Genomic DNA, 25,262 nt, shown 5'->3' on the forward strand with positions numbered 1-25,262 from the left:
GTCCGGGCACGGCAGGCCCAGCCGGCACGACGCGACCGGGCACGGCAGGCCCAGCCGACACGACGCGACCGGGCACGGCAGGCCCAGCCGACACGACGCGTCCGGGCACGGCAGGCCCAGCGGGCACGACGAGCACGGCGCGCGCGGCGGGACCAGGGCAGCCCACGAACGCCGGAGCCGCGCCACGATCGGCAGGGCCGCTGCCCCGACACGGCGCTGCGGCGGTCGCATCAGGCCACGGACTGATGACTGCCCCAGCGCCGACGCTCATCGCCGGTGCGGGTGGTTCGATTCCCCGCTCCGATCCCGGCCGAGCTGCCTGGGAGACGGCCGTCTGGCTCGATCCGATCCGTGCGGTCGCCATCGTCGACTCACTGCTCGGACGGGGATTGACCGACCGGGACGAACTGGCCGGCATCGCCGCCCGCAACGCGAACATGCCTGGTGGGCGACGTGCACAGTGGGTCTTCGATCTGGCCGACGCCGGGGCCCAGTCTCCGCCTGAATCGCAGTTGCGGGTACGACTGGTCCTCGGCGGGCTGCCGCGCCCCAGCGTTCAACATCCGGTACGCCTGCCGAACGGCGTCGTCCTGCATCCGGATCTGGCATGGCCGGAGTTTCGGGTGGCGGTCGAGTACGACGGGCAGTGGCACGCGGACGCCGATCAACTGCACCGCGACCGTCGGCGGCTGAACCTGCTCGTCGGTGCGGGTTGGCTGGTGCTGCATGTGACCAGCCGCCGCCTGCACGCCGAGTTCCCGGCGGTGCTCCGCGAGGTACGCGCCGCGCTGGTCGCCCGCGGCTGGCGCCGATGATCTCCCAGAGGCGTCCTGCGACGCTTGGTCATCTCGCCTTCCTGGAAACCGCCCTGTCCGTCGGGCATCGACACCCCGCCTTCAAGGAACCCGAGTCGATCAAGCCGCGCCCGACACAGGCCAAGCCCACCGCACCGGCCAGGGCCACCGCACGGGCGAGGCCCGGTCGACCGTGGTCGACCGGGCCTCCAGGTGGTGTCTTACGGGCGGGCGTTCGGCTTTAGCGGGGTCTTCACCGCCGCGTAGGCGTCGACGATTCCGTACCCGTAGAAGCCGTTGAAGTTGACCCCACCGGCGCAGTACGCGTCGTAGGTCTCGTCACGGCCCTCGTTGCGGTACTGCTGCAGGCGCGGTTCCGGGCAGGCGTGCTCGGCCGCGGTGCGGTAGAGGTGCTGCTCGACCAGGTCCGGGGACATGCCGAAGCCACCCCGGCGCTCCGGCTTGCCGTACCGGCTGACGATCAGCGCGGCAACGCCGGCGGCGTGCGGGGACGCCATCGAGGTGCCCTGGAGGTAGGTGTAGTAGCCGCACTCACCGTTGGCCTTGCACTGCTTGAAGACGAGCGTGGCCACCCGCGGGTCGATGTTGCCGTTCGCGTCCACCTTCGGGTCCGGGATGGTGGCGGAGATCGGCTCCTCCTGGAGCACCTTCAGCGGGTAGCTGGAGAGGATCCGGTTGCCGGGGGTGTTGTACGTCGGGGTCCCGAAGCCGTCCCGGGCCCACCCACCCGGCGCGGCGACGGAGGTCTGCTCGGTGCCGTAGTTGGAGAAGTCCGACTTCTTGCCGGACGGGCCGACCGACGACACGCCGATCACGTGCGGGCCTTCGGTGGGCAGGTCCCAGCAGCTGTTGTTGTCGATCGGCCGGGGGTACGGGTTGGCGCCGTAGTCCGGGCTGGTGGTGTCGGTGCGGGGTGCGCCCAGGTCCTCGTTGTTGTTGCCGAGCGCGCCGACCAGGGTGACGCCCTTGTTGTGGGCGAAGACCAGGGCCCGCTTCATGGCCTTGATGATGGCCCGCTGTTCGGCCTGGGCCTGCGCGGAGTCGGCCGGGTTGGCGGTGCAGTTGTAGAGCCACGGGTCGACGTAGAACGACATGTTGACCACGTCGATCCCGGACCGGCCGGCGTAGATCAGGGCGTTGACCACCGGGTCGAGGAAGAAGTAGCCGGAGTCCTGGCCGCCCTTCAGCTCGACGAGCGAGACGTTCGGGGCGACACCGGAGAGGCCGAAGCCGTTGGCGGCCGCGCCGATGGTGCCGGCCACGTGGGTGCCGTGCCCGCCGTCGTCGGTGCCGACCGGGTCGAGGCAGCTCGCCACCTCGCAGGGGCCGTCCACGTCGGTCAGGTCCGGCGCGAAGTTGCGCGACAGCGACCAGTTGAAGTTCGGCGCGATGTCCGGGTGGCTGGCGTCGACGCCGGTGTCCAGCACGCCGACGGTCACCCGACGGTCACCGGGCTCGATCTTGCGGGCCGCGTCGGCCCGGATCATCGTCAGACCCCAGAGCTTCTCGTCGAGCGGGTCGAGCTTGGCACCCTTCTTCGCGGCCGCACCGGCAGAACCGGCAGAACCGGCCGCACCGGCAGAGCCGGCCACACCGGCCGCACCGGCAGCGCGCGCAGCACCAGCAGAGCCCGCAGCACCCGCAGCCGTCAGCGGCTCCTGCTCGACCCGATCCAGCTGAGGCTTCCGGCCGATGGCCTTCTGCTCGGCGGCGCCGATCAGGCTCGGGGCTGCCGTGGCCCTGGCCGCGAAGTCGGCCCGGTCACTGGTGACCTGGAACATGCCGACCTCGTCGGACCGGGACACCACAGTGCCGCCGGCTGCCCGGATGGCGGCGACGGCCGTGTCGGCGGCGAAGCCGTCCTCGGCGACGACCGTGAAGGTGCGGGAGGTGCTCGGCGCGGCGCTGGCTGGTACACCCAGGCCTGCTGCCGTCAGTGCCAGTGCTGCCGCGGTCGCGACGGCGCCGGCGGTGAAGCGCTTGCTCACCACATCGGATCCTCTCGTTGAGGGACGTGGCAGCCATCACACAACACCCACCAGCTTTACGCCAGGTGAACGTCCGTTATGGCGGTGAATCTCTCGTTCATCCGCTCAGCTCAATGCGGGCGATCCGGCCGACAGGTCCGCCAGGGCCGACGGCAGATCGGCCAGGGTCGACACCTCCGCGTCGGGGGTGAGCCCGGCCGGGCGGGGCAGCCCGTACCGGTTCAGCCACACCGATCGCAGGCCGGCCCGCCGGGGTGCCACCACGTCGTGCTCCCACGAGTCACCGACGTACACGATCTGGCCGGCGGGGACTCCGGCGGCCTCGACCACCGCCGCGTAGAACTCCGGGGCGGGTTTCTTGGGCAGCCCGTTCTCGTGCGCGTACAACTCGAAGGCGAACTCGCCGGCGAGCCCGCAGCGTTCGGCGCGGCTGTTGCCGTTGGTGGCGAAGCCCAGCGCGTACCGGGTGCGCAGCGCGGCAAGCGTCGGCGCGACGTCCGGGAAGGGGCGGGTGAGGGCGAAGCGGCGGGCGAAGAAGAGAGCGGCGATCTCGTCCAGGTGGTCGTCGAGCCCGGCGCGGACCAGCGATCGGGCCAGCGCGGCGCGGCGGATCTCCAGCACCGGGGCCGCGCTCAGCCTGCCGAAGACGGCATCCCAGTCGGATTCCAGCTCGGCGAGCGTCACGCCGGCCGCGACCGGCGTACGGCGGCGCATCTCGTCGAGGACGGCCACCAGCCCGCCGGTCACCGCCGGCCGCAGGTCCAGCAGGGTCTCGTCGGCGTCGAACACCACGGTGGTCAGCACGACGTCCACTCTCTCACTGCGTGCTGTGGGCCAGCACGGGCTCGGGTGTGGCGGGCGCGGGCGTGCCGCGCAGCTCGTCGAGGCGCACCAGGGCGACCCCGGCGACGATGAGCGCACCGCCGAAGAGCTGCCACGCGGTCGGCAGCTCGTCGAGGAACAGCCAGGCGATCAGCACCGCGAAAAGCACCTCGGTCAGCCCGACGAACGACGACAGCCGGGGGCCGAGGATCCGGGTGCCGGCGATGCCGGCCAGGTACGCGATCACGGCGGCGACCAGGGTGAGCCCGACGATCGGCAGTAGCCAGGTGGTGCGGTGCCCGGCGAAGGTGACCTCGCCGAACGTGGCGCGCAGGGGCAGCACACCGGTCAGCCCGACGAGGAGCAGCACCACGGCACCGACGGCCATGCCGCCGCTGGCCATGGCGACCGAGGGCAACCGGGGGTCGACCCGACCGGCGAGCACGAAGTAGCCGGCCAGGCCGAACGCGGCGCCCAGCCCCCACAGCAGGCCGACGGGGTGGAAGCCGGCGGTGCCGGTGAGGTCCAGGACGAACGCCAGCCCGCACAGGGCGGCCGCCGAACCGGCCACGGTGAGTCGCCGGGGACGCTGACCGTGCCGCAGCCACATCCAGCCCACGACGAGGATGATGCCCAGGTACTCCAGCAGGAGCGCGATGCCGACCGGGAGGTAGCGCACGGCGTTGAAGAAGCACACCTGCGCCAGCGCCACCCCGAGCAGCCCGAACATCACGACCGCCGCGCTGTTGTGGCGGAGCACGTGCCACCTGCCGCGCAGCGACAGCAGGGCGGGGATCGCCAGCACCAGGGCCGCCACGCCGACCCGGACGACCACCGCGGCCTCGGCCGACCAGCCGGCCTCGATGAGCGACCGCGCGAAGGTGCCCGAGGTGGCGAACGTGACCGCGGAGAGCAGTGCCAGCGCGGCGCCGACGGCGGGTCGTGACTGCATCTCGGGCTCCTCGGGACGACACGGTGTCATGAGCAAACTATCCTTGTGCTCATGACGCTAGGCGGCCACCGTGACAGGAGTCAAGTTGCTATTCGCTCATGACACCGAATGTTCGCTGATCGCCGCCACCGCGCTTGTCAACACGGCGGGCCGCGACGGTGAGCTGCTGCCCGACGTCGCCGCGCTGGACACGTTCTTCAGCCGGCACTCCTACAGCGGACGGCACGAGCACACCGACGCCGAGCTGCGTGCCGTGCGGGAGCTGCGGCCCCGGCTGCGCCGGATCTGGCACGCCGAGCCCGCCGAGATCGTCGCCATGGTCAACGCCCTGCTGTTGGAGCACCGGGCGATACCGCAGCTCATCGAGCACGACGACGAGCCGTACCACCTGCATGCCGTTCCCCGCGACGCGCCGCTGGCCACCCGGATGGCGGTGGAGGCGGCGATGGCGATCGCCGACCTGGTCCGGATGGGCGAGTTGAGCCGGCTGCGGATCTGCGAGTACCCGGACTGCGACAACGTGGTCGTCGACCTGTCCCGCAACCGGTCGCGACGGTTCTGCGAGGCCGGCTGCGGCAACCGGGCGGCGGTGACCGCCTACCGGGCTCGCAGGGCCGCCGGCCGGTCCTGAGCGGCGGCCCACTCGTCGGCCCGTAGCTCGTACTCCACCTCGCCGTGCTCGGTCCCCGGGATCGGGTCGTCGAACTGAAGGTGGAAGGTGCGCACGTGCCGCAGCCCCGCCTTCTCCAGCACCCGGCGGGACCGCTCGTTGACGGCCATCGTCTCGGCCCACACCCGACGCACGCCCACGGTGTCGAAGGCGTACCGGACCAGCGCCCGCGACCCCTCGGTTGCCAGGCCGCGCCCCCACGTCGAGCGGCGCAGCCGGTAACCCAGCTCGGCCTCGCTGCCGTCCTCCGACGGGTCGAGCGCGAACCAGCCCAGGAAGTCGCCGCCCGCCGGGTCGAGCGCCGCCCAGCGACCGAGCCCGGGACGCCGCTCGTACTGCGCCAGCAGCCTCGGCACCTGCTCGTCCCGCACGGTGGCGCGCGGGGTGGCGACGCCGCCGGTGAGGAAACGCATCACCTCGGGATCGCTGTCCAACTCGACAATCGCGTCCACGTCGGCTGTCGTCAGCCGCCGCAACCGCAGCCGCTCGGTCCCGGGAGGAACCAGGTCATCGCCACCCATGACCGGATCATCCCGCCGCCCCGACGACCCCGTCGAGCGGTTTACCACCCGCGACCGCCGTCGCGGGCCGGGCGGTCGCGTCAGCGCGGCGGCGCGACCACGAAGAGCCTCCAGGAGTACGCGTCGACCACCAGCACGGGCCCGTCCGAGTCCTTGCTGTCTCGCACCCCGACCACGTCCCCGAGATTCGTAGCCACCTCGACGCACTGGTCGTTGGATCCGCTCCGGCTGCTCTTGCGCCACCAGGCCCGGGTCAACTCCACGACTCCGCCACTTCCCTCAACAGCTCGATCGACTCCTGAGGTGGCAACGCCTCTCCGAGGGTCGCCTCCCAGGTCCACTGTAGGCGGAGCAGATCGACTGGTCGGTCGAGTTCCTGGCCACCTATCTGGCCACCAAGGTAGGCAAGGTCGCTGTGGTCGTCGAGCGTGGCAAGGATGAAAGGCCCGTTCAGACCGGGGTACTCCTCGGCAGATCGCGGCACGACGTGTACCTGAACCCGTGGATGCTCGGTCGCCAAGCGGGCCAGGTGCAGCGCCTGCTCGCACATCACCTTGCGACCGCCGACGCGCCGCCGCAGCACCGACTCGTCAAGTACAGCGACCACATGCGGCGGCCGGTCCTCGTAGAGGACCCGCTGGCTGTCCATCCGGTCGGTCAGCCGACGCTCAACCTCGTCGGCATCGAGCAACCTGTCCGATTCGAAGACGGCACGAGCGTAGTCCTCGGTTTGTAGCAGGCCAGGGACATGCAGCGGGTCGAACCAGCGCAGCGCACGCGCCTCCGCGAGGATCCTGCGCCAGCCGCGTAGCCAGGGCTGCGCCTTGTCGAGGCTGACAAGTTCGGTGGACATCCGGCCGAAGAGGCCGCCGGTGTCCAGGGCGCGGTCGACGAGTTCCAGGTACTTGGCGGTGGGCGCCTGTTGACCCAACTCGACCGCGCTGACCATCGACGGCGAGTAGTTCACCGCCTTGGCCAGCTCGTCCTGACTCCAGCCCCGGCGGGCGCGCGCCCGGCGCAGCTCCGCGACCAGGAACGCCGCCGCCGTCATCTGTCCATCGGCCATGCCCTGCCGCCCTCCACCCCGCCAGCGATCATCTCCAGCCGGCCACCACCGACGTCACCGCCGGCGAACAGGGCAGCTACGACGACGAGGCCAAACCCTTCCGACCGTAGTCGTCCGATCACCAGACTGTGAAGCGCGGCACCGCTCCCCGTCCCCCGGGCCCGGCGGTGCCGCACGGGACCGCCCGCTCCCCCGTGCCGGGCGGTCCCACCCCCGGACCAAGCCGACCGACCACACAAGATTCCGCTCGATGGTGGATGTAGTGGGGTCCTGGCGTTCGGACACCACTACATCCGGGATCGAGCACGATCTTGTGGGTCGGTGCCGACACCGGGGCGCCACGGCACCCGCCACCGGGCGCGCGGGGTGATAACGCCAAACGCATCAGCTCCAAAGGAAGGCCGCAGCATGCCCCGGACCGCCCTGGACGATCGCACTGCGACGCCTCGTCGACCGCACCTGCCGCTGCGTCCACTCTGGCTCTGCCGGGTCTGCGCCGGGCCTTGGCCGTGCGCGGTCGCGCGGCTCACCCTTCGGCAGGAGTACGCCCACGACCGGATCGCATTGAGCATCTACCTGTGCACAGTCCTGCACGACGCGGCGGCGGACCTGTACCGGCTCAACCCGCACGACGGTCCGGACCCCACGGCGCTCTACGTCCGCTTCCTCGGATGGGCGGCACTGCCCGACCGCTGACGCTCGCCGCCGAGAGCCGCGCCGAGGGCAGCCCTGCCATCGAGGGAAGCGCTCAGTGCCTGGCGAGCCGTTCCAGCAGGGCGGCGCTGCGGGCCAGCAACGCCCGCTCCTCGTCGGTGAGTTCGGCCTCGATGGCCTGGGCGAGCCAACCGGCCCGGCGGCTGCGCTCCGCTTCCAGCGCGGCCCGACCCGCGTCGGACAGCTCGACCAGCGACTTGCGGCCGTCCGTGGGGTGCGCCCGACGGGTGACCAGGTCCTGTTCCAGGAGCAGGCCCACCGCCCGGGCCATCGACTGGGGGCGTACGCGCTGGTCGGCGGCGAGGTCACTGGTGGTCATGGCGCCGTCGCGGTCGAGGGCGCCGAGCACGGCGATCTGACCGAGCGGGATGCGGTCCTCGTTCTTGACGCGCCGGGTGAGCTTGCCCATCGCGGTCCGCAGTTCGGCGGCGATGGCGGCGGCTTCCGAGGTGGGCACACGGCACTTTACCCCGTTCGTCAGCGCCGCTGGACACCTGACCTGCACAGCAATGCTGTTCAGCGGGGCTGTTCAGCATGACTGAGCAGCATTGCTGTAGGGTTTGCCGCTGTCGGGCTCAGCGCCAGCGTTGTCGCAGCTGGGGCCACGGCACACGACAACGAAAAGGACCTCCCATGTCCGCACACACAGCCGCACACACAGCCGGAACCGTCACCGGCGCCATCGAGACAGTCACCGCCCGCCGCATCCTCGACAGCCGGGGCAACCCCACCGTCGAGGTCGACGTCAGGTTGGCCGACGGGTCGCTGGGCCGGGCCGCCGTCCCCTCCGGCGCCTCCACCGGTGCCCGGGAGGCCGTCGAACTGCGCGACGGAGACCCCGCGCGCTGGCACGGCAAGGGCGTCGACCGCGCGGTGGCCAACGTCAACGGGGAGATTGCGGCGGCCGTGCGCGGCCGGGACGCGGCGGACCAGGCGGGTCTGGACGCCGCACTGATCGCCCTCGACGGCACCGCCACGAAGTCCCGGCTCGGCGCCAACGCGATCCTCGGCGTCTCCCTCGCCGTCGCCAAGGCCGCCGCGACGGCCAACAACCAGCCCCTCTACCGCTACCTCGGCGGCGACGACGCCCACCTGCTGCCGCTGCCGATGATGAACATCGTCAACGGCGGCGCCCACGCCGACAACCCGCTCGACTTCCAGGAGTTCATGATCGTGCCGGTGGGCGCGGACACGTTCGCCGAGGCCGTCCGCATGGGCAGCGAGGTCTTCCACACCCTGCGCCGCGACCTGCTGGCCGCCGGGCACTCCACAGGCGTGGGCGACGAGGGTGGCTTCGCGCCCGAGCTGCGTACCGCCGAGGAGGCGCTCGACTTCGTGCTGAGGGCCATCGACGGCGCCGGCTACCGCCCCGGCACCGACATCGGCCTGGTCATGGACCCGGCGTCATCGGAGTTCTTCCGCGACGGTGTGTACGACTACGCGGGCGAGGGAGTGCGCCGCACCCCGGCCGAGCACGCCGACTACCTGACCGCGCTCATCGACGCCTACCCGATCGTCTCCATCGAGGACCCGATGGCGGAGGACGACCTGGACGGCTGGCGCGAGCTGACCGCCCGCGTCGGTGACCGCTGCCAGCTCACCGGCGACGACGTGTTCTGCACCAACGAGACGCTGCTGCGCGAGGGCATCCGCACCGGCGTCGGCAACTCGGTCCTGGTCAAGGTCAATCAGGTGGGCACCCTGACCGAGGCGCTGGCCACGGTGGCCACGGCCCAGCGGGCGGGCTGGACCGTCGTCATGTCGCACCGCTCCGGCGAGACGGAGGACACCACGATCGCGGATCTGGCGGTCGCCACCGGCTGCGGTCAGCTCAAGACCGGCTCGCTGTCCCGCTCGGATCGGACGGCGAAGTACAACCAGCTGATCCGGATCGAGGAGGAGCTGGGCGACTCGGCGCGCTTCGCGGGCCGCTCCGCGCTGCGCCGGGCCTGAGCAGCGCGAGGCGCTGGTCAGGGATGGGTCATCCGGAGCAGGTCGAGCACCTCGTCGAGCTGGGTCTCGGTGAGCTTGCCCGAGTCGACGTGACCTCGGGAGATCACCACCTCCCGGATGGACGCCTGCTTGGCCAGCGCCTCCTTGGCGATCGAGGCGGCCTCGTCGTACCCGAGGTAGCGGTTCAGCGGGGTGACGATCGACGGCGACCCCTCGGCGTACGCCAGGCAGACCTCGGCGTCCGCGACCAGGCCGGCCACCAGGCGGTCGGCGAACAGCCGACTCGCCGCGGCCAGCAGCCGGATCGACTCCAGCAGGTTGCGGCCCATCACCGGCAGCATGACGTTCAGCTCGAAGTCGCCCTGTGAGCCGGCGAAACCGACTGTCGCGTCGTTGCCGATCACCTGGGCGCAGACCTGCCGCATCGCCTCGGCCACCACCGGGTTGACCTTGCCCGGCATGATCGACGAGCCGGGCTGGAGGTCGGGGATGCGCAGCTCCCGCAGGCCGGCACGGGGGCCGGAGCCCATCCAGCGGATGTCGTTGGCGACCTTGTAGAGGCCCACGGCGATGGTCCGCAACTGCCCCGAGGTCTCCACGAGCGCGTCGCGGGCGCCCTGCGCCTCGAAGTGGTTGCGCGCCTCGGACAGCGGCAGCCCTGTCGACTCGCGGAGCCTGCCGATCACGGCTGCGGCGAAGCCGAGCGGCGTGTTGATCCCGGTACCCACGGCGGTGCCGCCCAACGGCAGCTCGGCCAGCCGGGGCAGCGACCCCTCCAACCGCTCGATGCCGTAGCGGACCTGGGCGGCGTACCCACCGAACTCCTGCCCGAGGGTGACCGGGGTGGCGTCCATCAGGTGGGTACGCCCCGCCTTCACCACCGTCTCGAACTCGGCCGCCTTGCCCTCAAGCGCCTCGGCGAGGTGGGTAAGCGACGGCAGCAGATCCTCCGCGATGAACTGGGTGGCCGCCAGATGGATCGAGGACGGGAACACGTCGTTGCTGGACTGGGAGGCGTTGACGTGGTCGTTCGGGTGCACCGGCGAGCCCAGCTCGCGGCTCGCCAGGGTCGCGATCACCTCGTTCGCGTTCATGTTTGACGACGTACCGGAACCGGTCTGGAACACGTCGACCGGGAACTGGTCGTCGTAGCCGCCGTCGGCCACGTGCGCGGCGGCGGCGGCGATGGCCGCGGCCACGTTGGCGTCGATCACGCCCAGCTCGCCGTTGACCTCGGCCGCCGCGCCCTTGATCTGCGCGAGCGCCTTGATCTGGGCCGGTTCGATGCCTCGGCCGGAGATCGGGAAGTTCTGCACCGCGCGCTGGGTCTGCGCCCGCCACAGCGCCTCGGCGGGCACCTCCACCTCGCCCATCGAGTCGCGTTCGATCCGGTAACCGGTCGCTTCTGGAGTCGTCACGCGTACCATCCTGCCGCGCCCGTGGCCGACTCGCAGATGATCCGTCAGCCCAACTCGGCCAGTAGCCGTTCCACCTCGTGCTGCTCCGGCGACTCGATCTCGCGGAACAGGGACAGCGCCCGGGTCAGGTGCGCGCGCGCCGCCGCCGGGTCGGTCGGCAGCAGGCAGCGGGCGATCCCCTCCAGCGCCCGGGCCTGCTCGTATCGGGCACCCATCGCGGCGGCGTCCGCAAGCACCCGGCGGTGCAGGTCGAGCGCGCTCGTCACGTCCCCCTGATCCAGGATGGCCCGCGCCAGCAGGTTGCGCGAACCGCACTGGGCGACCCGGTCCCCCACCTCGGTCATCGCGACGAGGGCGGCGCGGTGCAGGTCGGCGGCGCGTTCCGGGCGGCCGGCCTCCCGCTCCATCATCCCGATCTCGTTGAGCACCTCACCCTCACCGAACCGGGCGCCCACCTGCCGCTTGATCCGCAGTGCCACCCGCAGCAGGCGACGGGCGGGTCCCACGTCACCCATCCGATGCCTGATCATCCCGAGGTGTCCGAGGGCGCTGCCGATGCGGCGCACGCCGCCGACCTCACGGGCGATCCCCAGGTGCCGTCGGGCGGTGCGCAGCGCCTCGTCGGTGCGGCCCCACAGCAGCAGGGTCATCGACAGGTTGTTGAGTTCGTTCGCAAGCGACTCCTTGTCGCGCATCCGCGTCGCCAGCGCCCGGGCGCCGTCGTAGCACTCCCGGGCGCGGCGGAACTCGAACCGGGCGGCGTACGAGGTACCCAGGTTGCCCAGGGTGTTGCGGTACTCGCGGCGCAGACCGAGCCGGCGGAAGATCTCCAGCGACCTCTCCATCACCTGGGTCGACTCGGAGAAGTTACCCAGCCGATGGTGAGCCGACGCGAGATAGTTGAGCATCGTCGCCACCGCCCGGTCGTCGCCCAACTCCTCGGCGGCGCGCAGTCCCGCGGAGTGTGTCTCGATCAACTCGTCCAGGCGGCCGCTCTCGAACTGGGCGTGCCAGCAGGCCCTCGCCAACTGCCAGCACTGCTGGAGGAACCCCTCGGTCTCCGCTAAGCGGACCAGGGCGGTCCACAGGGCAAGGTTCTCGTCGAGCCAGCCTCGACCCTGCTCGGCGACGATCGTGACCAGGTCAGCACGTATCGGCGCAGCCACCACGATCAGTGAGTAGGCCGAGGTGAGTTCCCTCTTGCGGGCGATCGCCGTGGCGACGTGCAGGTGATGATCCAGCAGACGCTCGATGGCGTTCCGCCGCTCGCCTGCCCGCTCCGGCTCGGCGACCAGCGTCCGCGCGTACTCCCGGACCAGGTCGTGCAACCGGTACCGGCCCGGCTCCGCCTCCTCCACCAGGTGCGCGTCGACCAACTCGTCCAGCAGGTCCTGCGCGTCGGGCAGGGTCAACTCGGCGAGGACGGCGGCGACCGCGTTGTCGAACCGCACCCCCGGATGCAGGCCCAGCAGTCGGAACGCGCGCTGCGCCACCGGCGACACCTGGGCGTACGAAAGGGCGAAGGCCCGACCGACGGACCTGTCACCCGCCTCGAACTCGGCCAACGGGTCCGGTCGGGTGCTGAGCCGCTCGGCCAGGTCGGCGATGCGCCAGCGGGGCCGGTGCGCCAGTCGGGCACCGGCCAGCCGGATGGCGAGGGGCAGGTGACCACAGCGTCGGACCACCTCGGCGGCGGCCTCCGGCTCGGCCGCCACCCGGTCGACACCGACCACGTGTCCCAGCAGCTCGACGCCCTCGTCCGTGTCAAGCACGGGTAGCGACGACGGTCGCCCCTCGTCCACCCCGACCAGCCGGCGACGGCTGGTGATCAGAATCAGGCAGTGCGAGCCGTTTGGCAGCAGCGGAGTCACCTGGTCGGCGGTGGCCGCGTTGTCCAGCACGAGCAGGGCTCGTCGGCCGGCCAGCTCCGTGCGCCAGAGCGCCAACCTGTCGTCCTGGTTGGTCGGCACCCGCTCGGCAGGCACACCGAGCTGCCGCAGCAGCGTGGCCACCGCCGCGGCCGGCGTCAACGGGGTGCGCTCGCTGTGCCCGTGCAGGTCGATGTAGAGCTGGGCGTCCGGGTAGTCGTCCGCGAGGGCGGTGGCGACGTGCACGGCGAGGGTGGTCTTGCCGCTGCCGGCCATTCCGTCGATGAGCTGGATCCGCGCCCCAGCCTCCACGTCCTTAACCAGACGGGCAAGCGTCTGCTGCCGGCCGGTGAAGTCACCGATCGCCCGAGGCAACGAGCGGACCGGCGCGATCGGCCGGGCCTCCCGACCGGCCAGGGCCAGGTCTCCGGCGAGTACGCGCTGGTGCAACTCCTGCAACTCGACGCCCGGTTCGATGCCCAACTCGTCGGCGTAGGAGCGCCGGCCCTCCCGGTAGACCGCGAGCGCGTCCGCCTGTCGACCGACCGACGAGAGGGCCAGCATCAGTTGGGCGCGCAGGCGCTCCCGCAGCGGGTGCTGGTCGACGCTCTCGGCGAGCTCGTCGATCAGCTCGGCGCCGCGGCCGAGGCGCAACTCGACGTCGACGCACTCCTCCAGCGTGGTGAGGCGCTGCTCGTCCAGTGCCTGTGCACGGCGGCGGACGCTCCGGCTCGGGATACCGCCGAGCGCCGGCCCGCGCCAGAGGGCCAGGGCGTCGCGGTAACCCGTACGGGCGTCGACCAGGCGACCGGCCGCGGCGGCGGCACGGGCCGCCTCCACGCCCCGGACGAAGACCTGGGCGTCCAGATCGGAGGGTCCGGTACGGACGCCGTACCCGGCCGGGTCGGTGACGATGGTCTCCGGCGCCAGGCCCAGCTCGCCGAGGCGACGCCGCAGGCGGGACACGCAGGTCTGCAACTGGGCCCGGGCGGTCGCCGGCGGGCGGTCCTCCCAGACCGCGTCCACCAGCTCCTCGACCGGCACCAGCCGGCCGGCGCGCAGCAGCAGCATCGCGAGCACGATCCGGTCCCGACCGGCGGTGACGGTGGACCCGCCACCGCCGACGCGCAGAGGCCCCAGGATCCCGAACCGCATCTGCTCCCCCGCGTCGATGGCGCAACTTCCAGCAGCGTAGCCCGACGATCACAGATCGCCGCAGTCTGGTGATAGTGATCTGAGAGCGGATCGAGTGCGATGAGCCGCAGACTCGGTCCGGGTTGTCGGTGACGACATCCGACGGGGGCGGTGCGCCCCTCCCACCCCAGGGGCGGGGCGCACCGATGTCGGAGAGCACGACGACAGAAGGGGTGCCGGGCGAGTTCGCCCGGCACCCCTTCGCGTACGTGTCGGTCAGCGGCGGCCGACGGTGAGCACCGGCTTGGTGACCTCGGCGAAGAAGTCGTTGCCCTTGTCGTCGACCACGATGAAGGCCGGGAAGTCCTCCACCTCGATCTTCCAGACCGCCTCCATGCCCAGTTCCGGATATTCGAGAACCTCGACGTGCTTGATGCAGTCCTGGGCGAGTCGGGCCGCGGGGCCGCCGATCGAGCCGAGGTAGAAGCCGCCGTGCTGCTGGCAGGAGCGGGTCACCTGGCCCGAGCGGTTGCCCTTGGCCAGCATCACCTGCGAGCCACCGGCGGCCTGGAACTTCTCCACGTACGCGTCCATCCGGCCGGCCGTGGTCGGGCCGAACGAGCCGGAGGCGTACCCCTCGGGGGTCTTCGCCGGGCCGGCGTAGTAGACGGCGTGGTCGCGCAGGTACTGCGGCATCGGCTCGCCCGCGTCCAACCGCTCGGCGATCTTGGCGTGGGCGATGTCGCGGGCCACCACCAGCGGGCCGGACAGCGACAGTCGGGTCTTCACCGGGTACTTGGACAGCTCGGTGCGGATCTCGTCCATCGGCCGGTTCAGATCGACCCGGACGACCATCTCGGCGTCGAGCGAGTCGTCGGTGACGTCGGGCAGGAACCGCGCCGGGTCGGTCTCCAGTCGCTCCAGCCACACACCCGACGGGGTGATCTTGGCGACGGCCTGCCGGTCGGCCGAGCAGGAGACGGCGATCGCCACCGGGCACGAGGCACCGTGCCGGGGCAGCCGGACCACCCGCACGTCGTGGCAGAAGTACCGGCCACCGAACTGCGCGCCGATGCCGAAGTTGCGGGTCAGCTCCAGCACCTCCGCCTCCAGCTCGAGATCGCGGAAGCCGTGCGCGCTCATCGAGCCGGAGGTGGGCAGCGCGTCGAGATACTTGGCGCTGGCGTACTTCGCGGTCTTCAGGGCGTACTCGGCGGAGGTGCCGCCGATGACGATGGCCAGGTGGTACGGCGGGCACGCGGCCGTGCCGATCAGCCGCAGCTTCTCCTCCAGGAACTGCATCATCCGCGTCGGGTTGAGCAGCGCCTTCGTCTCCTGGTAGAGGTACGACTTGTTGGCCGAGCCGCCACCCTTGGCCATGAACAGGAACTTGTACGCGTCGGGGTGCCCGTCCGGGTCCTCGGCGTACAGCTCCACCTGGGCCGGCAGGTTGCTGCCGGTGTTCCGCTCGTCCCACATGGTCAGCGGGGCGAGCTGGGAGTAGCGCAGGTTGAGCTTCGTGTACGCCTGGTAGACGCCCCGGGAGATGGCCTCGGCGTCGGCGCCGTCGGTAAGCACGTGCCGACCGCGCTTGCCCATCACGATCGCGGTGCCGGTGTCCTGGCACATCGGCAGCACCCCGCCGGCCGCGATGTTGGCGTTGCGCAGCAGGTCCAGTGCGACGAACCGGTCGTTCGGCGACGCGGCCGGATCGTCGATGATCGCCCGGAGCTGGGCCAGGTGCGCCGGGCGCAGGTAGTGCGCGATGTCGTGCATCGCCTCGGCGGTCAACGCGGTGAGCGCGGCCGGCTCCACGGTGAGGAAACGACGGCCCCCCGGGCCGTGTACGACGTCCACGCCCTCGTCGGTGACCAGGCGATAGTCCGTCTGGTCGGGACCGGTCGGCAGCAGGGGGGCGTACGAGAATGCGGCGGCACTGCTCATGAGCGGCAAGCCTAGGGCAGACCGGTCGATCATTCCCACCCGCCGGGCTGGGTCTGGGACGCCGCTCTCATCCGTCGGGCCCCGCCGCGCTCGGGACGTCGGCGTCCCGCCCGCTCAGCCGTCCTTGCCGCCGGCGGGATCGGGACAGAGTTCCCTCTTGGGCCCACAGCCGTCGTCGCCGTCGCCGTCGTTGCCCGATCCGGGGCCGGTCCCGCCGGGGCCGGGGTTGCCACCGTCGCCGGGCGGCGGGACGGGGGCGCCGCCGGTGGCGCCGAAGCGGACGTACCCGATCTCCCGACCCTCGCCGATGATCATGCCTTGCGACCCGACCGCGAGGGCGTTCGCGGAGGTCCGCAGGACGGCCAGCTCCCGGCCCGTGCGGGGATCCACGGCCACCAACCGCGACGGCTTCTCGTCGGCGAGCACCGCCGCGTACGGGGTGAGCGCGGCGCCGGCCTTGGCACTGGCCGGGCGGGTCCACCGCACCCGGTCGGCGCCGAACTCACGCGACACCACCGAGCGCTTGTCGGCGGAGCGGAACACCGCGTAGCGGTCGTCGACCGCGACGAGCTTGGTGCTGGCCTCGCCGACCCAGAGCAGCCGCCCGTCGTACCCGTCGATGACCGCCTCGCGGCCGTCCGGACCGACGCCGATCAGCACGTTGCGCGCTCCCTGCGGGTCCTCGCGCTGGACGCAGCCGGCGGTGTCGGCGGTACGCAGGTTGACCCCGGCCCGCTGCCACGCCTCCTGCCCCGTCGCCGGGTCGCGCGCCGAGATGGCGAAGTAGCAGGTGCCGTCCTGGGAGCGGGCGGCGATCCGCAGCATCCGACCGCCCACCACGGAGAGTCGCTCGTCCCGGCCCGGCTCGACGTTCTGCAGCACCCGGCCGGTGGCGGTGTCCACGACGTGCACCCGGCCGTCGACGGGGAAGCCGAGCAGCGGGGGCACCGGCTCGGGCCCGGCCACCCCGTCGTCGATGCGGGTGGAGGTGAGTCGGCGGGTGCCACGCAGTCCCGGGTTGTCGGCGAGCAGGCCGCTGTGCACGCCGGGCAGGAAGGCCGTCCACAGTGGGGTGGTGCCGCGCGGGTCCCACGCGCTCAGGGTGCAGTCGGTGGCGTCCGTGCAGCGGGCGTCCAGCAGCAGGTTGCGGTACGTCCAGACGGCCACGGCGTCGTCGTCGCGCCGACGGGTCGCCCCGGTGGTCGGGTCGAGCAGCTCGTACCCCTTGACCAGGAGCTTGCCCACGGCGACGACCGGGTCGCGGTCGCCGCCCGCGACCGCCGACCAGTCCGCCTTGCGTTCCCAGAGCTGGGCGCCGGTGGCCAGGCTGCGGGCCTCCACCCGGGTGCGCTGCTCGACCACCACGGCGTCGCCGGCGATGGTCACACTGCGCGGGGTGCCGCCGACCCGCTGCTGCCAGACCACGTCCGGCTCGGAGATGGGGTCGCTGCGGTCCACCCACTCCCACAGCCCGGGGAACGGGTTCCACACGCCGGTGGCGGCGAGGGCGACGACCACGGCGAGGCCGAGCAGCAGCCCACCGCGCACGCTCCCCTTCGCCACCCGCACACCGTAGCCACGTTCTCGGATCTTCCGTACGCCCCGCGCCGCCGTGTCGCCGCGCTTTCTGGGCCCGGAGGTGTTACGTGGGTGTTCGTCCCTCGACCCGGACGGCGCTGCGGACGAGCGGAAGCGTGCGGTAGGGAATCTGCTCCGCCAGCGCGATGATCGTCGACGCGCGGGTGATGCCGGCCGACGAGACGATCTGGTCGATGACCCGTTGCAGGTCGGTGTTGGAGCGGGCCACGATCCGGCAGAGCAGGTCGCTGGAGCCGGTGATGGTGTGCGCCTCCAGCACCTCGGGGATCGCCGCGAGGTGGGCGGTGACCGGGTCGTGGCCGTGCCGTTGACTGATCTCCAGGGTGACGAAGCTGGTCACCCCGAACCCGATCGCGGCCGGCGAGATCTCCGGGCCGAAGCCACCGATGACACCCCTGTCGACGAGCTTGTCCAGCCGGGCCTGCACGGTGCCCCGAGCCACCCCGAGCCGCCGGGAGCACTCCAGCACTCCGATCCGTGGTTCCTCGGCGAGCAGATCGATCAAGCGCACGTCGAGGCCGTCGAGCTGTACAGCCTGCTCACCCTTCACGGGTTCACACCATACCGAATGCACAACCTGACCAGCATTTACGTCGACAGTTGCCCACTCGACGCCCGCCCCGCGATCCTTCGGTCAGAAACCCGGCCCACGAGGCCGGCCGGTACGCGAGGGAGACCACCATGACCCAGGCGATCGACCGACCCCAGTCGACCGAGGACGTCGACGTCGACCGGCTCGTCGGCGCTGTCGACCACGACATCAGCCACGACCCGTTCCCCGTCCGTGGGCTCGACCACGTGCACTTCCTGGTCGGCAACGCCAAGCAGGCCGCGCACTACTACTCCACCGCCTTCGGCATGACCTGTGTGGCGTACCGGGGCCCGGAGCAGGGCTACCGGGACCACGCCCAGTACGTGCTGACCAGCGGCTCGGCCCGGTTCGTGCTGACCGGCGCGGTCCGCCCGGACGCCGACGGCGCCGAGCACGTGGCGAAGCACAGCGACGGGATCAGCGACATCGCGCTCGAGGTGCCGGACGTCGACGCCGCGTACGCCCACGCCGTCGCCCAGGGCGCCACCGGCGTCGTCGAGCCCCACGAGGTGAGCGACGAGAACGGCACCGTCCGGATGGCCGCCATCGCCGCGTACGGCGACACCCGGCACACCCTGGTCGACCGCTCCCGCTACCGCGGCCCGTTCCTGCCCGGCTTCGTGGCCCGCGGCCCGATCGTCGACCGGCAGCCGATGATCGACGCCGGCATCCAGCCGAAGCGCTTCTTCCAGGCCGTCGACCACGTCGTCGGCAACGTGGAGCTGGGCCGGATGGACGAGTGGGTCGAGTTCTACAAGCGGGTGATGGGCTTCTCCAACATGGCGGAGTTCGTCGGCGACGACATCGCCACCGACTACTCGGCGCTGATGAGCAAGGTCGTCGCGAACGGCACCCGGAAGGTGAAGTTCCCGCTCAACGAGCCGGCGATCGCCCGCAAGAAGTCGCAGATCGACGAGTACCTGGAGTTCTACCAGGGCCCCGGCGCCCAGCACATCGCCGTCGCCACCAACGACATCGTGGCAAGTGTCGACGCGATGCGCGCCGCCGGCGTGGAGTTCCTGGACACCCCCGACTCGTACTACGAGGACCCGGAGCTGCGCGCCCGGATCGGCAACGTGCGGGTGCCGATCGAGCAGCTCAAGGCGCGCAAGATCCTCGTCGACCGGGACGAGGACGGCTACCTGCTGCAGATCTTCACCAAGCCGGTCCAGGACCGCCCGACCGTCTTCTTCGAGCTGATCGAGCGGCACGGCTCGCTGGGCTTCGGCAAGGGCAACTTCAAGGCCCTCTTCCAGGCCATCGAGCGGGAGCAGGAAGCCCGCGGCAACCTGTAACACTGTCGAGCGTGACGCAGCCTCCGTCGTACCCGACGCCGCCGGTCGGTGGGCCTCCGCCCGCCGCCGGCGGCCTCGCGCCGCCGCCCGGCCCACACCCCCAGGGGTACGCCGTGCCGCCGCACCACGTCCCACCCGGGTACGCCGTGCCGCCGCAGTACGGCCCACCCGGGTACGCGGCGCCGCCGTGGTATCCCGGCCCGCCCCAGCCGATGGCCCCGCCGCCGACGGTGAGCCCGGGTGGCCAGCCGCTCGCCAGCTTCGCCGACCGGCTGCTGGCCTGGCTCATCGACACGGCACTGGCAACCGCCGTCTCGCTGGTGCTGTTCATGCCGGTCTTCCTGGTCCTGTGGTGGCGGATGTTCAGCGAGATGACCCGGACCAACCCGGACGGGACCTTCGTGGAACCCGACCCGGCCACCTTCTTCACGACCTTCTTCCTGCCGATGCTGCTGGCCGAGGCCGGGCTGCTTGTCGTGCTGCTCGGGCTCTACTGGCTCTACCACGTGGAGTACCTCAAGCGTGACGGCCAGACGCTCGGCAAGAGGATCATGAAGCTCCGCGTGGTGCCCCTCGACCCGACCCGCACGCTCGACCGGCGGATGGCCGGCCGGCGGTGGCTGGTGCAGTACCTGGCGTCCTCGGTCGTTCCGGGCCTGAGTTACGCCGACGGGCTGTGGCAGCTCTGGGACAAGCCCTGGCAGCAGTGCCTCCACGACAAGGTCGCCGAAACGATCGTCGTTAAGGTGGCTTCGTGAGCGAGCGAACCAGCAGGCACGGAAGCGGAGCGCCGGCGTGAGTGTGCAACCTGGCTGGTACGTCGACCCCGCCGACACCGAGACCCGGCGGTACTGGGACGGCGAGGGCTGGCTCGGCGCGCCCATTCCCGTCGACGCCACCCCGCCGGACGGGCCGCCGCCGGCCGAGCCGCCGCCCGCACCTGTCACCCCGGCCGCGCCCGCCGTCGCCCACCAGGTGGGCACCGCGCCGGGCCGGCCCCCGCACTCCGGCCCGACCCCGCATACCAGTCCGCACCCGGGCCCGGGTTGGGGCCCGCAGGCCGGCCCGCCCGGCTGGCCACCACCGGGCACGCAGGGCACCCCACCGGGTACCCCGCCCGGCTGGACGCCGCAGGCCGGTCCCCCCGGCTGGCCGCCGCAGGGCGTGCCGCCCGGCTGGGCACCGCCCGGCGGTCCTCCCGGCTGGCTCGGCCGACCGCCCGAGCCTCGGCCGCACGGGCTCAGGTTGGCCGGTTACGGCCGCCGGCTCGTCGCCCGGCTGATCGACTTCGGTGTCGTGTTCGCGCTTAACGTGCTTGTCAACGGCTGGTTCGTCTGGCGGTGGCTGGACGAGCTGATGCCGTACTGGCGGGAGGCGTTCCGGCGCGGCATGGAGGGCAACACCTCCACCGAGGGGATGCCGCCGATCAGCGAGCAGACCGGGCTTCTCCAGGTGGTGATCGTGGTGATCGCCACCGCGCTGTGGCTGGCGTACGAGGTGCCCGCCATGGCCGCCAGCGGGCAGACCATCGGCAAGCGGGTGATGCGGATCCGCGCGGTCCCGATCGCCGCCGACCAGCCGTTGGGCTTCGGGCGGGCGCTGAGCCGGTGGACGACGCTGGGCCTGCCCACCCTGCTCTGGTACTGCGCCGGGCTCGGCCTGCTGCTGCAACTTGTCGACTCCCTGTCCCCCCTCTTCGACCACCCGCTGCGTCGGGCGCTGCACGACAAGCGCGCGCAGACGGTGGTCGTCGAGGTCCCCGCCCAGACCACTCCCCCCGCCCCGGACGACCACCCCCAGCCCTCGGGAGACACCCCATGACCGACTCCGGACGTCACCAGCCGGCGCTGCGACTGACCCGCGCCGACCTGGACGCGCTGCCCAACTACGTGCCGGGGCGCAGCCCCGCCGACCTGGCGCGCGAACTGGGTCTGCCGGAGGCCATCAAGCTGGCCAGCAACGAGGTGCCGTACGGGCCGCTGCCGGGTGTCGTCGAGGCGGTCACCGAGGCGGTCACCACCTCGCACCGCTACCCGGACATGGGCGTGGTCGCGCTGCGCGACGCGTTGGCGCAGCGCTACGGCGTGGACGCGGACCGGATCGCCACCGGCTGCGGGTCGGTGGCGCTCGCCGAGCACCTCGTCCGGGCCACCTGCCTGCCCGGCGACGAGGTGCTCTACTCGTGGCGGTCGTTCGAGGCGTACCCGATCATCGCGGCGACAAGCGGCGCGACGAGCGTGCGGGTGCCCAACGACGCCGGGCACGGGCACGACCTGGCGGCCATGGCGGCGGCGGTGACCGACCGGACGCGGATGATCCTGGTCTGCAACCCGAACAACCCCACCGGCACAGCCGTACGCCGGGTCGAGCTGGACCGGTTCCTCGACGCGGTGCCGGACGACGTGCTTGTGGTCATCGACGAGGCGTACCGGGAGTTCGTCACCGACGCCGAGGTGCCCGACGGTCTCGACTACCTGAACCGGCCGAACGTGGCGGTGCTGCGCACCCTGTCCAAGGCGTGGGGCCTCGCCGGGCTGCGGATCGGCTGGCTGGTCGCCCAGCCGGTGGTGGCGGCGGCGATCCGCAAGGTGGTGACGCCGTTCTCCACGAGTACGGCGGCCCAGGCCGGGGCGCTCGCCGCGCTGACGCAGGCCGGCGAGATGGAGCGCCGCTGCGCGCTTGTCGTCGCCGAGCGGGACCGGGTCACCGAGGCGCTGCGCAAGTTCGTGCCCGACGTGCCGACCAGCCAGGCCAACTTCGTCTGGCTGCCGCTTGGCGACCGGGCCGTGGCGTTCGGCAAGGCGTGCGAGGCGCGCGGGGTGATCGTCCGGCCGTTCGCCGGGGACGGCGTGCGGGTCACCATCGGCACTCCGACCGAGAACGACGCGTTCCTGACCGCTGCGGAGGCGGCGCTGACCTGAGCGGCACGGCCGATCAATGTTCCGGGCCGCCTCCGTCCACCATGCGACGGAGGCGGCCCGTTGACGTCAGGCGGGCACGGGGTGCCTCGTCCGCCTGCGGTAGGCGTACGCGACGAGCAGCACCAGCACCAGTCCCGAGGCGACCAGACCGCCGGTGAGGACCTGGCCGGACCGGTCGGACCGGTCGGACGTGTCGCTGACGGCGGCCGGGGCAGCGCCGAAGGTGAGCGTTCCACTGGTGTCACGCTTGGTCCAGCCGCTGGCCAGATCGAGCTTCCCGGTCCAGGGGCCGTCCGGAAGGCGAGGGTCCAGGACGACCCGGACCGTGGTGGTGCCGCCCAGGGCGAGGGTCTGCGCCTCGGCACGAATCGGGCCTGCCGTCAGCCCACCAGGGCCGTCGCGCAACCGCAACTCGCCGGCAAGGTCCAGCGCCCGCTTGCCGGTGTTCCGCACGTCGGCGGTGACGACCGGGGTGCCGTCCGGCATCCTCGATCCGGTCAGCCGACCGATCTCGAAGCCGGAGACCGGTTCGCCACCGGGGCCGACCGACAGGTAGACCCGGATGCCCACCCGGCCGACGTTGCGGACGGTCTGCCCGCCGTCTCCGGACACCTCGGCCCAGATGACCGCGTACCGCTCGCGCTGCTCCGCCTTCGCGGGCACCGCGATGGTCACCAGCAGTTCGGTTTCCTGGTCGGCGTCGAGCTGGAGTTTCCCGTCGTCGACGTGGATCCAACTGCTCAGCTCGTTCTCCGTCCGGTCCGCAGCGAAGGAGAAGCCTTCCGTCGTGACGTCGGCGGCAGCCGCGTAGACGGCTATCGCGCGGCGTACCTCGGAGGTGTTCTGCACGACGATCCGCCGTTTGATCGTCGTACCGGGATGCACATGGTCGACGATGTACCTGCGCGCGCGGCTGTCGGCGCGGCGTTCGACCGGGGCATCCAGGAGACGGATGCCGACCGACGAGGCCGGCCCGACGGCGGTGGGATCGGGCGAGGGACGTTCCGCCCGGTCCGGGCTGCGCTCTCCGTCCGGCGCCTCCTGACCGGCCTCCGGCAGGTCGGGCGCGTGGACGCCGACCGGCGCGGCCGACGCGTACGGTGTGGCCAGCACGGTCGCCCCGACCGTGACCAGGGCGGTCACGGTCAGGGCGAGGGCGCGAGCCCGCTCATGCCACCGAATGGGTTACCACCGCCGTGTAGGTGCCGGTGACGGCGGCAGGCGGGATCTGGACGTTGATCGTCGGGTTCCACGTCGCCGTGTTGTTGCCGCTGCCGCTCGTCTTGCTGAAGGCCACGCGGGGAATGCTCAACGCCACCGCCTGGGCGGCGGTGAGCTGGCCGGGCACGAAGGTGCCGGTGCCGGTGGTGGCGGTCGCCGGGCCGGACCAGTATTCCACCAGGCCGGGAATGATGGTCTCTGCCGCTCCCCCACCACCTGTCGTGAAGCCGGTGCTGGTGACGGTGGCCGTCCAGGTGGCGGCCAGCGCCGCCCGCGCGTCGTTGACGGTCACCGGGCCGATCTGGCCGGTCAGGGTGCCGCCGACGAAACCCGCGCCCAGGTTGATCGCCGGCGGAGCGGTGATGTCCAGGTTCGCGGTGCCGATGGTGAACGTGACGATGGTGTCGTCGGTGGGCGCGGCCGCGGCCGGCGCGGCGAGGGCGAGCACTGTGGCTGCCGACGCGGTCAGGGTAAGAAGTGTCTTCCGCATGAGACAGACCGTAATCGGTCATAAAGCACGTCAAGCCGCTTTCCGGACAAAGCACCTGTTAGGCGACGGAGTGCAGGACGGTAGCCGTGTAGGTGCCATTGACGAGGCCCGCCGGCAGGTTGATCCGCAGGGTCGGATTCCAACTGACCGTGTTGTTGCCGTTGCCGGCGGTCTTGCGGAACGCGACCCGACTCACGTCGAGCGGGACCGCCTGGGCGGCGGTGAGCTGACCGGGGACGAGAGTTCCCCCGCCGGTGGCCTTGACGATCGGCCCCGACCAGTACGACACGAGCGAGTTGGCCACCGTCCGGTTGACCCCGCCCGCTCCCGTCACGAAGGCGGTCGAGGTGACGGTGGCCACCCACGTGGTCGATTGGTTGCCGCGGAAGTCGGCCACCTCGACGGCCCCCAGTGCACCCGTCAGCAGGCCGCCCGGGAAACCCGCGCCCAGGTTGACGGCCGGGGGCGCGGTGATGTCCAACCCCACCGCCAGCGGAGCCGGCAGCTCCTCCACCGCGCCCGGCGAGCCGCTCGTGAGCGGTGTCGGAGCCACGCCGGAAGACCGGCCGAGATCCGCCGACGGGGACGAGAACGCCGTGCTGCCGCTCGGTGAGGGCGAAATCGGCCGGGCGGTCACTGGGGGCGTGCTGCTCGGCGTCGCCGCGGGGGAGGCGGCGGGCGACGGTGACACGACTGGCGTTGCCGGGGCCGGGCTCGGCGTGAGCCCGACACTGACGCCGAGCAGGGACGTCAGGAAGGCGGCTAGCATGGGCATCTTACGACTATAAGTTCTAGTTGTCCGTATTGTCGGGCCTCGGGTAACTCACCGCAGCAGTCCGCGAGCCCCTCTGCGAGTCGTCAGGTCCGCCGGGGACGCCGGGCCACCAGCAGCCCGCCGAGCAGCAGCAGGCCCGCACCCAGCCCGGCGAGCCACCCCACAGATCCACCATCGTCGCCGGTGACCGGCAGGTGACTTCTGGTGGGGTGCGGGGTGGGGTGGGTGGGGTGCGGAGTCGGTTCCGTGGGGTGCGGGGTGGGCGTCGGCGTCGGCGTCGGCGTCGGCGTCGGCGACAGGGTCGGCGAGGCGGTCGGCGAGGGCAGCACCTCGAAGATCACGTTGGTTCCCGCCGAGGGTGCGGCCTGGGCCGCGGAGGCCGCGTTCAGCGCCGCGCCGTCCGGGATGAGCATGGGCGACGCCACGAGCAGCAGCCCGGCCGCCGCCGCGAGCAGTCCTCCGACGAGCGCCGACCTGCCGACGGCCTTTGCCATGACGACCCCT

The 25,262-nt window shown here is 71.9% G+C and carries 24 protein-coding genes; 8 read left to right on the forward strand and 16 right to left on the reverse strand.

Going from position 1 to position 25,262, the window contains the following annotated elements; translation table 11 throughout:
- Positions 1 to 245: 245 nt before the first annotated feature.
- A complete protein-coding gene (locus MILUP08_RS35670; RefSeq protein WP_193376593.1) occupies positions 246 to 815 on the forward strand; it encodes an endonuclease domain-containing protein in 570 nt (189 codons plus the stop codon).
- A gap of 200 nt (positions 816 to 1,015) precedes the next feature.
- Here the strand turns inward: MILUP08_RS35670 and MILUP08_RS32505 are convergent, their stop codons facing one another.
- The 3 genes from MILUP08_RS32505 to MILUP08_RS32515 all read right to left on the reverse strand — a co-directional run bounded on the left by MILUP08_RS32505 (position 1,016) and on the right by MILUP08_RS32515 (position 4,577).
- Positions 1,016 to 2,803: a S8 family serine peptidase gene (locus MILUP08_RS32505; RefSeq protein ID WP_039909118.1), complete on the reverse strand. Its 1,788-nt coding sequence runs from the start codon at positions 2,801 to 2,803 to the stop codon at positions 1,016 to 1,018.
- Positions 2,804 to 2,908: 105 nt separating this feature from the next.
- A complete protein-coding gene (locus MILUP08_RS32510) occupies positions 2,909 to 3,607 on the reverse strand; it encodes an HAD family hydrolase (protein ID WP_039909119.1) in 699 nt (232 codons plus the stop codon).
- Between the two features lie 13 nt (positions 3,608 to 3,620).
- A complete protein-coding gene (locus MILUP08_RS32515) occupies positions 3,621 to 4,577 on the reverse strand; it encodes an EamA family transporter (RefSeq protein WP_007465963.1) in 957 nt (318 codons plus the stop codon).
- Between the two features lie 85 nt (positions 4,578 to 4,662).
- On the opposite strand from MILUP08_RS32515, the gene MILUP08_RS32520 reads away from it, so the two are divergent.
- On the forward strand, positions 4,663 to 5,208 hold the full coding sequence (locus tag MILUP08_RS32520) for a CGNR zinc finger domain-containing protein (protein ID WP_039909120.1): 546 nt from the start codon (positions 4,663 to 4,665) through the stop codon (positions 5,206 to 5,208).
- Here MILUP08_RS32520 and MILUP08_RS32525 read toward each other — a convergent pair.
- The 3 genes from MILUP08_RS32525 to MILUP08_RS32535 form a co-directional block, all read right to left on the reverse strand.
- Positions 5,175 to 5,768, reverse strand: a complete 594-nt coding sequence (locus MILUP08_RS32525; RefSeq protein WP_007465967.1) for a GNAT family N-acetyltransferase — start codon at positions 5,766 to 5,768, stop codon at positions 5,175 to 5,177. The two genes, MILUP08_RS32520 and MILUP08_RS32525, sit on opposite strands and share 34 nt — an antisense overlap.
- An 80-nt stretch (positions 5,769 to 5,848) precedes the next feature.
- Entirely contained in the window at positions 5,849 to 6,031 is a 183-nt protein-coding gene (locus MILUP08_RS32530) for a DUF397 domain-containing protein (RefSeq protein ID WP_039907034.1), read from the reverse strand.
- Complete coding sequence (locus MILUP08_RS32535) at positions 6,022 to 6,834, reverse strand: helix-turn-helix domain-containing protein (RefSeq protein ID WP_007465969.1); 813 nt, start codon at positions 6,832 to 6,834, stop codon at positions 6,022 to 6,024. The genes MILUP08_RS32530 and MILUP08_RS32535 overlap by 10 nt, the downstream gene beginning before the upstream one ends.
- A gap of 408 nt (positions 6,835 to 7,242) precedes the next feature.
- On the opposite strand from MILUP08_RS32535, the gene MILUP08_RS32540 reads away from it, so the two are divergent.
- Positions 7,243 to 7,530 (forward strand): hypothetical protein, encoded by a 288-nt coding sequence (locus MILUP08_RS32540; protein WP_007465973.1) that lies wholly within the window; start codon positions 7,243 to 7,245, stop codon positions 7,528 to 7,530.
- A gap of 52 nt (positions 7,531 to 7,582) precedes the next feature.
- Here MILUP08_RS32540 and MILUP08_RS32545 read toward each other — a convergent pair whose 3' ends face one another.
- Entirely contained in the window at positions 7,583 to 8,005 is a 423-nt protein-coding gene (locus tag MILUP08_RS32545) for a MarR family winged helix-turn-helix transcriptional regulator (protein ID WP_007465975.1), read from the reverse strand.
- Positions 8,006 to 8,181: 176 nt separating this feature from the next.
- Here MILUP08_RS32545 and eno point away from each other — a divergent pair, with 176 nt between their 5' ends.
- Positions 8,182 to 9,501: a phosphopyruvate hydratase gene (gene eno / locus MILUP08_RS32550; RefSeq protein WP_007465977.1), complete on the forward strand. Its 1,320-nt coding sequence runs from the start codon at positions 8,182 to 8,184 to the stop codon at positions 9,499 to 9,501.
- Positions 9,502 to 9,518: 17 nt separating this feature from the next.
- Here eno and MILUP08_RS32555 read toward each other — a convergent pair whose 3' ends face one another.
- The 5 genes from MILUP08_RS32555 to MILUP08_RS32575 all read right to left on the reverse strand — a co-directional run bounded on the left by MILUP08_RS32555 (position 9,519) and on the right by MILUP08_RS32575 (position 18,014).
- On the reverse strand, positions 9,519 to 10,928 hold the full coding sequence (locus tag MILUP08_RS32555) for a class II fumarate hydratase (protein WP_193376594.1): 1,410 nt from the start codon (positions 10,926 to 10,928) through the stop codon (positions 9,519 to 9,521).
- A gap of 35 nt (positions 10,929 to 10,963) precedes the next feature.
- A complete protein-coding gene (locus MILUP08_RS32560) occupies positions 10,964 to 13,942 on the reverse strand; it encodes an AfsR/SARP family transcriptional regulator (RefSeq protein WP_007465981.1) in 2,979 nt (992 codons plus the stop codon).
- Between the two features lie 255 nt (positions 13,943 to 14,197).
- Positions 14,198 to 15,865 carry a fumarate hydratase gene (locus tag MILUP08_RS32565; protein WP_007465983.1) on the reverse strand — a complete coding sequence of 556 codons (1,668 nt, stop codon included), beginning with the start codon at positions 15,863 to 15,865 and terminating at the stop codon, positions 14,198 to 14,200.
- A gap of 114 nt (positions 15,866 to 15,979) precedes the next feature.
- Positions 15,980 to 17,428, reverse strand: coding sequence for an outer membrane protein assembly factor BamB family protein (locus MILUP08_RS32570; RefSeq protein WP_007465986.1), 1,449 nt, complete (start codon positions 17,426 to 17,428; stop codon positions 15,980 to 15,982).
- A gap of 79 nt (positions 17,429 to 17,507) precedes the next feature.
- A complete protein-coding gene (locus MILUP08_RS32575; RefSeq protein WP_007465988.1) occupies positions 17,508 to 18,014 on the reverse strand; it encodes an Lrp/AsnC family transcriptional regulator in 507 nt (168 codons plus the stop codon).
- 131 nt (positions 18,015 to 18,145) lie between these two features.
- Between MILUP08_RS32575 and hppD the strand changes: the two genes are divergently transcribed.
- The 4 genes from hppD to hisC are packed head-to-tail and all read left to right on the forward strand — an operon-like array spanning position 18,146 to position 22,272.
- A complete protein-coding gene (gene hppD / locus MILUP08_RS32580) occupies positions 18,146 to 19,351 on the forward strand; it encodes a 4-hydroxyphenylpyruvate dioxygenase (protein WP_007465990.1) in 1,206 nt (401 codons plus the stop codon).
- 11 nt (positions 19,352 to 19,362) lie between these two features.
- Positions 19,363 to 20,109, forward strand: a complete 747-nt coding sequence (locus MILUP08_RS32585; protein WP_007465992.1) for an RDD family protein — start codon at positions 19,363 to 19,365, stop codon at positions 20,107 to 20,109.
- Positions 20,110 to 20,146: 37 nt separating this feature from the next.
- Complete coding sequence (locus MILUP08_RS32590; RefSeq protein WP_007465994.1) at positions 20,147 to 21,172, forward strand: RDD family protein; 1,026 nt, start codon at positions 20,147 to 20,149, stop codon at positions 21,170 to 21,172.
- Positions 21,169 to 22,272 carry a histidinol-phosphate transaminase gene (gene hisC / locus MILUP08_RS32595; protein WP_007465996.1) on the forward strand — a complete coding sequence of 368 codons (1,104 nt, stop codon included), beginning with the start codon at positions 21,169 to 21,171 and terminating at the stop codon, positions 22,270 to 22,272. Before MILUP08_RS32590 ends, hisC begins: the two co-directional genes overlap by 4 nt.
- A 66-nt stretch (positions 22,273 to 22,338) precedes the next feature.
- Here the strand turns inward: hisC and MILUP08_RS32600 are convergent, their stop codons facing one another.
- The 4 genes from MILUP08_RS32600 to MILUP08_RS36295 form a co-directional block, all read right to left on the reverse strand.
- Positions 22,339 to 23,415 (reverse strand): hypothetical protein, encoded by a 1,077-nt coding sequence (locus MILUP08_RS32600; RefSeq protein ID WP_007465999.1) that lies wholly within the window; start codon positions 23,413 to 23,415, stop codon positions 22,339 to 22,341.
- Between the two features lie 25 nt (positions 23,416 to 23,440).
- Positions 23,441 to 23,983 carry a hypothetical protein gene (locus MILUP08_RS32605; protein WP_007466001.1) on the reverse strand — a complete coding sequence of 181 codons (543 nt, stop codon included), beginning with the start codon at positions 23,981 to 23,983 and terminating at the stop codon, positions 23,441 to 23,443.
- A gap of 58 nt (positions 23,984 to 24,041) precedes the next feature.
- Entirely contained in the window at positions 24,042 to 24,536 is a 495-nt protein-coding gene (locus MILUP08_RS32610) for a hypothetical protein (RefSeq protein ID WP_051065861.1), read from the reverse strand.
- 305 nt (positions 24,537 to 24,841) lie between these two features.
- Positions 24,842 to 25,252 (reverse strand): LPXTG cell wall anchor domain-containing protein, encoded by a 411-nt coding sequence (locus tag MILUP08_RS36295; protein ID WP_007466007.1) that lies wholly within the window; start codon positions 25,250 to 25,252, stop codon positions 24,842 to 24,844.
- Positions 25,253 to 25,262 lie beyond the last annotated feature (10 nt).

This window comes from Micromonospora lupini str. Lupac 08, from assembly GCF_000297395.2.
GTDB lineage: Bacteria > Actinomycetota > Actinomycetes > Mycobacteriales > Micromonosporaceae > Micromonospora > Micromonospora lupini.